The following is a 10,646-nucleotide window of genomic DNA, read 5'->3' on the forward strand; positions in this document are numbered from 1 at the left end:
GGTCGCGAGTTCGAGCCTCGTTTCCCGCTCCAAATTCACAATCCCTCGCCTTTGCGAGGGATTTTTTTATGCTTAATTTTTCCTCGTTTCCCTTTCTCTGGCGAAAAAGGGAACGTATTTCTGTATTTTCTCAATTTAACTTAAAAAAGCACCGCACTTTTAGCGTCTTTACAGCACTAACTGCTTATTATGAAACTGTTGCAACGTGCAACGATGACCCACACTGAGAATAATCATGTTTGGGAAACGGCTGCGGATGATTTTATACAGCAATTCTTCCGTCGGTTCGTCCAGTGCCGATGTGGTTTCGTCTAAAAAAATCACATCGGGTTGCATCAGAAGAATGCGAATAAATGCCACCCGTTGCAATTCTCCCGGCGAAAGAATAGCTTGCCAATCATTGGATTCGTTAAGAGACGGAATGTATTTGCTCAAACGGCACTGCTCCATTGCCAACTCCAATTCGCCACGTTTAGGTTCAATATTCGGATAGCAAATCGCTTCGCGTAACGTGCCTTGCGGCATATACGGGCGTTGTGGCAGAAACAGACTGTTGCTACATGGACGCTCTACCCAACCTTCCGTATCAAACGGATAAATCCCCGCAATGGCTTTGAGTAACGAGGTTTTTCCTGCGCCAGAGGGGCCTTGAATGAGCAAAGCATCGCCATTTTGCAAATCCACGTTCAAATCCTTCAACAAGACTTTTCCGTTGCCGTCTTTAATCCCGAAATGATGCAATGACACCCGATAGGAACATTCCACCGGTTGATGAATCTCTGTGCCGTCCAATTCGTCTAATTTGGTAAAAAAACCATACAAACGGTTTAAGCGCGCTTGATACAACGTGAATTCTTCATAGAACAAACGAAAGAAAGACAACGCCCTCATGAGACGATTAAAGGCTTGCACCGTTTGGTGCATATCACCTAATTTCACCTGTCCGGCAAAGAAACGCGGCGCTTGCAACATGAGCGGTAGAATCATGGCAATTTGCGTCACGCCGGTATTAAATCCGTCCAACCCCAACATACGGCGCACAATCACCCAACGGTTGTGAATGATAGCGTGAAATTTCGCTTGTAAATTTGACCGCTCTTTTGTTTCACCGCCGTAAAACGCAATACTTTCTGCGTTATCACGCACGCGAATTAAGGAATAACGGTAATCCCCGTTCAATCGTTCTTTATCAAAATTCAATTTAATCAGTGGGTGTCCAATCCAAACGGAAAGTGCGGTGGCGACGATGATAAAAATATAAATAAAGAACACCACGCCTTTCGGAATCGGCACGCCGAGCAACACCAATATCCCTGACAAGCCCCACAGAATAATCGTAAATTCAATGGTGGACATCACGGAATTAATTAAACCTTGTAACATGGTAACCGTGCCGCTAATAAATTCGCGGGCATCTTGTTCGATACGTTGATCGATGTTATCCGGCAATTCTTTTTCGTATTTCAGACGATAATAATTTTTATGGTGCAACCAACGCACCAGCATTTCATTATTAAGTTTTTCCAACCAACGAATTTCAAACAGCTGGCGTACAAAATAATTGATAATGGAATGCACGATTTTGAACATCACCAACAAGGCATTCAGCCCGGCAAAAAACCAAAAGGCGTCGGCTTTTTGTTCTTGTAACGAGGTATAAAGCCCATTATAGAAAAAGGAATTCAGCACGCTGATTCGCACTTCCAGCAAAATCAAGGTCAGCAACAATAAAAGCAAACCGATAATTTTGTATGCCGATGAGGTTTGCACACAAGGTTGTGTAATCAGCCAAAAGCGTTGCCCGAAGCCTGTTCGTTTAAGCGTCAATGCTAATACTGCCAACACTGCCGACACGCCCAAAAGTGCGGTCAAAATCCAAGATAAACTATTATTAACTTCTGTTTGCCAATCCATTTGAATATCCAAAAAGAAAGGGCGTTAAACGCCCTTTAGGGATGAATGTATTTAATTAGAATTCCACTTTGGTATTAAAGATAAACTCACGTCCATAACCCAACGCCACCGGAATCAGCGTGTTTGTTGCATTGCCTGAAGTGGATGGGAAGTAGGTTTTATCCGTTAAGTTTTTACCGTTAAGTTGGAATGACACTTTCTTGCCGGAGATTTTGGTGTCGTAGGCAATGAAGGCGTCATACACCACGGCGTGTGGAATTTTATACGATTTCGCGTAGTTATTTGTATAGGCATACCAAGATCCCAAATAACGGGCACCACCGCCAATACGGATATTACCGAAATCAAATTCGCCCACATTATAAGCCAAGAATAAGGAGGCTTGATGTTTCGGTACGCCGGAAAGCTGTTGATTCACCGCCTCAGGGTATTTTGCATTTTCTAGGGATTTCACTTTCGTGTAAGTATAGTTTGCGGCTGCACTCAAGCGTTCGGTAAGTTGACCGTTTAAATCAAATTCGACACCACGAGAGCGTTGTTTACCAACAATGTTTAACTCAGCATTAGCGCCGCTACCCACCGTTTCTGCCACATTGCGTTTATTAATATTAAATAAAGACACCATGGCGTTAAAATCAGCATTTTCATACTTCGCACCAATTTCAACGGATTTGCCTTGTTCAGGTTTCAAATCGCCGTTCACAGGGGTTGCAACGCTCATTTGCGGGCGGAAGGATTCCGCATAGTTGGCAAAGGTCGCGATATTCGGCGTGAATTTATACACTGCGCCTAGTTGATACAACAATTTGCCATCATGTTGATCTGTATTAGCGGTCTTCGTTAAGTTTTGCCCTTTTGACAGATCACAATTCGCCGCATTTAAGCAGTGGCGACCGGCAAATTGGTCAAAATACTCATAACGCAAACCACCGGTAACAATAACGCTATCCGTTAAATAGGCTGTATCCTGAACATAAACGCCAAGGGTTTTTAGATGGTTATATTGATAGGCATTACCGTTGCCGTTTTTCTTCTGCGCAACAGGATTGGTGTAGTTCGGATGATCAATATTAATATCGGAATCCATGATGCCTTGGTTATAAATCGGACCAAGATCACGAACATTACGCATCACATCCACACCGGCAACAAAACGGTTAGCAATCTCACCAATACCGAATTCACCCACAACATTAACGGTTCCGCTATGCACACGTTGATCACCTTGTTGTTGCTCAATGGCTCGGCGTACATGACGTGCTTTTAATTCCGGAGAGGTGATCACGCCCTTTTTATTTTTAACCGCAGGGATCGGCGTGTCTGCAACATTAATATTTGAAATACGCGCTTGATTATAGAAATATTCATAACGGGCATAGTTATAACCGGCGTTTAACTTCCAGTTATCGTTAAGCTTATGCTCAACTTTAAAATCAATGTTATCGGTTTTTGCCGTAGTTTCATTATTCGGCTCATCTAAACGACGGGAGACCGGAATATTCGGCAGAGAATTGGTTGCCGTTAATAAATTCGTCCCACGATCAAATGGCTCAAGAATGTCTTTATGTTCATACGCCACTAAGGCTTTGGTGGTGTCATTTTCCCAAGAAAGTGAAGGCGAGTAAGTGGTATTTTTAATTTTGCCGAAGTTACGCCAGTAATTCTTTTCTTGTTTGTCATAAATAAAACGATAAGCAAAGCCGTTGCCTAAGCCACCGGTGAAATCCACTTGTGTTCCCCACAAACTATGATTTCCCAATGTGCCGCCCACTACATATTTCGGCGTTTGTTGCGGTTTTTTGGTAATGATATTGACAACACCGCCCGGATCTTGAATGCCATAAAGCACAGAAGCAGGGCCTTTTAAGACTTCGACGGTTTCCGTGGTGGCACTAAAGTTCTTGGCAGGTCCGGCTTGCAAGCCGTTACGCATAATCGAGTTATCACGATTGCCACCGAAACCACGTTTTTGAATGGAATCAAACATGCCGCCTAAGGTATTGGCTTGACTAACGCCACTCACATTGTAAAGCGCATCAATTAAGGATTCGGGTTTGCGATCTTTTAATAATTGGGTGGAAAGAATATTCACCGTGTTCGGTGTATCCAATACAGGTACTTCGGCTTTTGAGACCACAGACGTCCCGGTGGTTTGATAACCGTTTTGCTTAATGCCGGTATCTTCCACAGTGATTTGTTCAAGATTTTCCGCTTTTTCTTCCGCATAAGCAGACATGGATACCGCCGTTAAAAGTGCGGTGGAAATCAGGCTTAATTTAAATTTCATAACATTACCTTTTCGAGTCAAAAAACGGCGGCATTATAGCTGAAAAGTTTCAGCCGAAAAAGAGAATTATTCTCTTTTAAGCACTAAAAAACATCTCAAAAAAACAACCGCACTTTAGATGAAAAAAGCCTGCTACAAAAGTAACAGGCTTCTCTTTATTTCAATTTTTCTAAGCGCGCTAACAACACTTCGTCCGGCAAACGCTGAATTTTTCGGAGACGATAAATTAATAAAATCGCGGCTAAGGTTAAACTCACAATAAAGGCGATCCAGAACCCTTTTGCCTCAATACCACCGGTAATAATCAAATCGGTACGCGCCAATGTGTAACCGAGTGGCATACCGACAACCCAATAGCAAAATAATGTGATGTATAAAATGGCTTTGGTGTCTTTATAACCACGCAACACGCCACCGATAATCACTTGCACCGTGTCGGAAAATTGGTATAGCGAGGCAATTAATAATAAGGTGCCTGCCATGGCAATCACTTCAACGTCTTTCACAAAAATGGCAGCAATATGCTCACGTAAAGTTACCGTTAAAAATGCAGTCACAATCGCAACCGATAATCCCACAGCCAAGGCGGAATAGGCCACCAATTTTGCTCCATGCGGCGATTTTTCGCCTAAACGTTGCCCGACTAAGATCGTAGTAGCCATGCCAATCGACATAGGCAACATGAAGACAAACGAACTGGTGTTTAAGGCAATTTGATGGCTCGCCACCACATCAGCACCAAGGGGGGATAGAAATAATGAAGTCAATGCAAATAACGCCACTTCACAACACAGCGCCATGGCGATAGGAAATCCAAGTTTCAGCAACTTGCTCAATGTACGCACATTCGGACGTTCGATAATCTTGTCGAAGACCTTTAAATCACGTTGATTTCTCGCGCGCATGCAATAAGTCAACATGAGAAGACACATCGTCCAGTTCACGATTGCCGTCGCAATACCACAGCCCACCGCCCCAAATGCCGGAATACCGAGTTTGCCGTAAATGAAAATATAGTTAAGGGGAATGTTGAGCATTAAACCAAGGAAAGCAATCACCATGGCAGGCTTGGTTTTGGCAATACCGTCATTTAAACAACGAAAATTAATCATTAATAAATAACCTGGCAAGCCCCAAATCATGGCGTGTAAATAACCGCTTGTGATCTCTGCCAAACGGGGTTCCATATCCATGTTTTGCAAAACAACATCACTGTGATAAATCAATAAACCGAGGGGAATGCAGCTAAAGAACACAATCCAGATGCCTTGACGTACCTGATGAGCAATCCGCTTACGCTGACCGGAGCCATTCAAATAGGAAATGGTCGGAGGCAAGGCGAGTAACAACCCGTGTCCGAATAACACCAATGGCAACCAAATGGAGGCCCCCACGGAGATGGCTGCCATGTCTGCTGCGCTCACGCGCCCTGCCATGATGGTATCCACCATCCCCATGGAATTTTGCGCAATTTGTGCAAGCAAAATCGGTATGGCGATAGCAATTAATTTTTTGGCTTCAATATGGTATTCTTTGACGAAGTTTACATTCATAAATAAATAGATGTCGAGGTCATTATGTTTACAGGCATTGTGCAAGGTACGGCACAAATTAAGGCTATTACAGAAGCGGCTAATTTTAGAACACACGTGGTGGAAATGCCACAAGAAATGCTGAAAGGATTACAAATCGGTGCGTCCGTTGCGCACAATGGTGTGTGTTTAACCGTAACCAAAATCCAAGATAATTTGGTGAGTTTCGACTTAATGCAAGAAACCTTGAAAATCACAAACTTGGGCGAGTTAAAGGCTGGTGATTTCGTGAATATCGAACGCGCCATGCAAATGGGCTCAGAAATCGGCGGGCATATATTATCCGGTCATGTGTATTGCACGGCAGACATCATTGAACGCATTCCTTCCGAAAACAACCTACAAATTTGGTTCCAACTGCCGAATCAAGACATGATGAAATATGTGTTAACCAAAGGCTTTATTGCCGTGGATGGCATTAGTTTAACCATTGGTGAAGTCCGCGAACAAAGTTTCTGCGTCAACCTGATTCCGGAAACCATTCATCGTACGTTGATTGGCAAGAAAGAGGTGGGCGAAAAAGTCAATATTGAAATCGATCCGCAAACGCAAGCTATTGTGGATACGGTGGAACGTTATTTGGCGCAGAAATAATCACAAAGTGCGGTCGAAAAAGACAACGTTTTTTAAGCTAGCTTTGCTTAGCGTGCCAAACGACCGCAAAAATTACACACATTTTCTTAAAATCACTTTACAAAGGATATAATTTATGCAAGCGAGACGAGACGAGACGACCAAGATTGTCGATGAAAACCCTGCCCTACAACAAGCCTTTTTAAACGATCTCGACGAAAAACTTTGGTCATCTGCCGATAAATTGCGTCAACAGCTTGACGCCGCCAACTATAAACACATCGTTCTTGGTCTGATCTTCTTAAAATACATTTCCGACAGTTTCACCCACCAACAAGCCAAAATTCAGGCGGAACTCACCGATCCTGAAAACGCGCTCTATCTTGACCGCACTTTTTACGACACCGAAGAAGAATACCAAGAAGCCTTAACCGCCGAGCTGGAAAACCGCGACTACTACACCGCCGACAATGTGTTCTGGGTGCCGCAGCAAGCCCGTTGGGATGAGATTAAAGCCGTTTCCATCTTAAACATCGGCGCAGAGCTGCCTTGGGGAGGGAAATTTTCCGGCGTGGCAAAACTGATTGACGATGCCTTCGATGCCATTGAAAAAGACAACGAAAAACTCAAAGGTGTTCTCCAACGCATCAGTGGCTATGCCGTAAACGAAGACACCCTGCGCGGGCTGATCATCCTCTTCTCCGATACCCACTTTACCCGCCCGACTTACAACGGCGAGCCCGTGCATTTAGGCGCAAAAGACATTCTCGGCCACGTTTACGAATACTTCCTCGGTCGCTTTGCCCAAGCCGAAGGCAAACGCGGCGGACAATATTTCACGCCGAAATCCATTGTTTCCCTGATTGTCGAAATGCTCGAGCCATACTCCGGCCGCGTGTATGACCCGGCCATGGGCAGCGGCGGCTTCTTCGTGCAAACCGAACGCTTTATCACCGCCCATCAAGGCAACATCAACAACGTGTCCATCTATGGGCAAGAATTCAACCCCACCACTTGGAAACTCGCTGCCATGAATATGGCGATTCGCGGCATTGATTACGACTTCGGCAAACACAACGCCGACAGCTTCACGCAGCCGCAACACATCGACAAAAAGATGGATTTCATCATGGCAAACCCGCCATTCAACATCAGCGATTGGTGGAGCGAATCCCTTGCAGATGATCCACGTTGGGCATACGGCACACCGCCCAAAGGCAACGCCAACTTCGCGTGGTTGCAACACATGATTTACCACCTCTCGCCCAACGGCAAAATGGCATTATTACTTGCCAATGGCTCAATGAGCAGCCAAACCAACAACGAAGGGGAAATCCGCAAAGCCATCATCAATGCCGACTTGGTGGAATGTATGGTTGCCCTGCCCGGCCAGCTTTTTACCAACACCCAAATCCCTGCCTGTATTTGGTTTTTAAACCGCAACAAAAAGCGCAAAGGCGAAGTATTATTTATCGACGCCCGCCAAATCGGCTACATGAAAGACCGCGTATTGCGTGATTTCACCGCTGACGACATCGCCAAAATTGCCGACACCCTCCATGCTTGGCAAACATCAGACGGCTATGAAGACCAAGCCGCTTTCTGTAAATCCGCTACTTTAGAAGAGATTAAAGACAACGACTTCGTCCTCACACCGGGACGCTACGTCGGCACCGCAGAACAAGAAGACGACGGCGTGCCATTTGCAGAAAAAATGCAAAATCTGACCGCTCTTTTGAAGGAGCAATTTGCGAAAAGTGCAGAGTTGGAAGCGGAGATTAAGAAAAATTTAGGGAGATTGGGGTATGAGTGATTGGCAAATGGTAACATTAGAAGGTGTAACAGAAAGTATTAATACAGGATTAGATGCTATTCGTAGAGCTCCGATTGTTGAACATAAAACAAATTTACGTTGCTTGAGAATACAAGATATTTCTCAAAATAAGTCATTTGATAAATGGGGATATACTGAGGTTAAAGATACAGACTTCAAAAAATTTCAGCTTGTTCCTAACGATATTATTATGGCAAGAACTTGTTCTACAGGTATTTGCTATCTAGTAAAAGAAGAATTACCTGCCGTTTTTAATAATGGCTTAGCAAGAATACGTTTGAAAATAGAAAAAGTTGATCCGCAATTTATTTATTATGTTTTCAAGTCAAAACATTTTAGCGGTTATATTGATGGAATATCTGGTGGTACATCTGTTCAATTAAATATGAAAATTGGTGATTTATCGAAATACCAATTTAAGTTACCTCCACTTTCAGAACAAAAAGAAATTGCTAGAATTTTATCTGATTTAGATAAAAAAATAGAACTCAATACTCAAATCAACCAAACCTTGGAACAAATCGCCCAAGCCCTGTTTAAAAGCTGGTTTGTCGATTTCGATCCTGTGCGTGCCAAAGTCCAAGCGCTTTCAGACGGCCTTAGCCTTGAACAAGCAGAACTGGCAGCCATGCAGACAATCAGCGGAAAAACATCCGAAGAATTGACCACACTTTCACAAACACAGCCTGAACGCTACGCCGAATTAGCCGAAACCGCCAAAGCGTTTCCGTGTGAGATGGTGGTAGTTGATGGGGTGGAGGTGCCGAAGGGGTGGGAGGTTAAGCCTTTTGGTTCTCTTTTAGAAAATACAATCGGAGGGGATTGGGGTAAAGAGGAAGAAGACGAAAAACATACGGAAAATGTTTTTATCTTTAGAGGAACAGATCTTCCTAATATTCAAACAAATGAATTTGATGCAATCCCTAAACGATATATTACAAAAAATAAATTGAAAAGCCGTAAGGCAAAATATGGCGATATTATTATTGAAGTCTCAGGAGGAAGTAAAAACCAACCAACAGGGCGGTCATTGTTAATTACAAAAAATTTACTTTGTAACTTTGATCTTCCAGTTATTCCTGCTAGCTTTTGTAGATTATTTACACCAATCAATGAAAAAATTGCTGTATTGCTGGCTTGTCATTTAAAAATGATTTATACACAAGGAAAAACTTGGGAATATCAATTACAAAGTACAGGGATTAGCAATTTCCAAACAAAAAATTTTCTTGAAAATGAACTTATTGTTATTCCTGATGAAAATATATTCAATACCTTTTATGAAAAAGTAGGTGTTATCTTTGAAAAAATGACATCAAATGAAAATATGCTTTTAAGTAAAACAAGAGAGTTATTACTGCCTAGATTATTGAATGGAGATTTTTGTGCTCATGTGTAAAGTAACTAATATTGATAAAATTAATATCATTAATATATCAAATGTAGATTCAATAGAAGATTATATATTAGAAAAATACGATAACAACCAAGAAGGATTTCATTCAATCAAAATAGAAACAATGGAACAACTAAAAGTTTTAATTAATAGCATATATAATGACTCTCTAAAAATACCCTTTATTTTCAGAGGGCAACGAAATTCAAACTGGAAAATAACAAGCACATTGGAAAGAGAAATTACATCAGTATTTACACCTACAAGTGAAGATTATAATAAGATTGCAAAAGCACATTTAGCTAACGTTAAAAAATTGATAAGAGGAAAGGCTAACGTTCAATTCCTTCTTCTTAATGATTCTCCTGAAAATGATGAAGAACTTTGGGCGATTGGTCAACACTATAACTTAAAAACACCTTTAGTGGACTGGACAAAATTTTTTTCAATGCTCTATTCTTTGCATTTCATAAACAAAAAAATGATACATCATATAGAGCTGTTTACAGATTAGCCTATAACTTTCAAAATATAGACAAAGAACATAAATATATTTATGAACCAAAGATAGATTACTATGGGAGAATCACAGCTCAACAAGGATTATTTACTTACTGGGGAATTGATTTTCATTTAAAAACATTAAAAGAGAAGTTATTTAATATACCTCAAATAAAATCGGAAGAAGATAAAAATGCAATAACCAGCATAATGATTAGAAAATATTATATTTCTGAGAATTTAAGAGATGAAATTTTAAAGCTACTTAATTTCTATGGTGTTACTGAAGAATATATATACCCTGACTTAGACGGAATAATTAATAAAGCTAATAATGATTTAGAAAAAATAATAATATCCTCTTTACCAAATAATCCACAAGGTTGATTTCACTTCTGCCAAATCTCCCCTATCCCCTCTTTGCTAAAGAGGGGGACTATTTGGAAGGTTTATTAGCTTCAAGCGGTCGAATTAACAGCAAAATTACTCATGAAAAACACCTAAACTAAAACTATGCTCAATACCATTCCCCTCTTTAGCAAAGAGGGG

At 41.7% G+C, this 10,646-nt stretch carries 7 protein-coding genes; 4 read left to right on the forward strand and 3 right to left on the reverse strand.

The features are described 5' to 3' along the window. Nucleotides 1-168 precede the first annotated feature (168 nt). From HMPREF9065_RS01875 to HMPREF9065_RS01865, 3 genes are all read right to left on the reverse strand, one after another. Nucleotides 169-1,914, reverse strand: coding sequence for an ABC transporter ATP-binding protein/permease (locus HMPREF9065_RS01875; protein ID WP_021616740.1), 1,746 nt, complete (start codon nt 1,912-1,914; stop codon nt 169-171). Nucleotides 1,915-1,969: 55 nt separating this feature from the next. Continuing rightward, nucleotides 1,970-4,201: a TonB-dependent siderophore receptor gene (locus tag HMPREF9065_RS01870; RefSeq protein WP_021616741.1), complete on the reverse strand. Its 2,232-nt coding sequence runs from the start codon at nt 4,199-4,201 to the stop codon at nt 1,970-1,972. Between the two features lie 155 nt (nt 4,202-4,356). Further along, nucleotides 4,357-5,754 carry an MATE family efflux transporter gene (locus HMPREF9065_RS01865; RefSeq protein WP_021616742.1) on the reverse strand — a complete coding sequence of 466 codons (1,398 nt, stop codon included), beginning with the start codon at nt 5,752-5,754 and terminating at the stop codon, nt 4,357-4,359. 24 nt (nt 5,755-5,778) lie between these two features. On the opposite strand from HMPREF9065_RS01865, the gene HMPREF9065_RS01860 reads away from it, so the two are divergent. The 4 genes from HMPREF9065_RS01860 (at nt 5,779) to HMPREF9065_RS01845 (ending at nt 10,110) form a co-directional block, all read left to right on the forward strand. Then, entirely contained in the window at nt 5,779-6,387 is a 609-nt protein-coding gene (locus tag HMPREF9065_RS01860; RefSeq protein WP_021616743.1) for a riboflavin synthase, read from the forward strand. Between the two features lie 115 nt (nt 6,388-6,502). Then, a complete protein-coding gene (locus HMPREF9065_RS01855; RefSeq protein ID WP_021616744.1) occupies nt 6,503-8,179 on the forward strand; it encodes a class I SAM-dependent DNA methyltransferase in 1,677 nt (558 codons plus the stop codon). Continuing rightward, on the forward strand, nt 8,172-9,599 hold the full coding sequence (locus HMPREF9065_RS01850; protein WP_021616745.1) for a restriction endonuclease subunit S: 1,428 nt from the start codon (nt 8,172-8,174) through the stop codon (nt 9,597-9,599). The genes HMPREF9065_RS01855 and HMPREF9065_RS01850 overlap by 8 nt, the downstream gene beginning before the upstream one ends. Then, on the forward strand, nt 9,592-10,110 hold the full coding sequence (locus HMPREF9065_RS01845; protein WP_033002693.1) for an FRG domain-containing protein: 519 nt from the start codon (nt 9,592-9,594) through the stop codon (nt 10,108-10,110). The genes HMPREF9065_RS01850 and HMPREF9065_RS01845 overlap by 8 nt, the downstream gene beginning before the upstream one ends. Nucleotides 10,111-10,646 lie beyond the last annotated feature (536 nt).

This window comes from Aggregatibacter sp. oral taxon 458 str. W10330 (assembly GCF_000466335.1).
GTDB lineage: Bacteria > Pseudomonadota > Gammaproteobacteria > Enterobacterales > Pasteurellaceae > Aggregatibacter.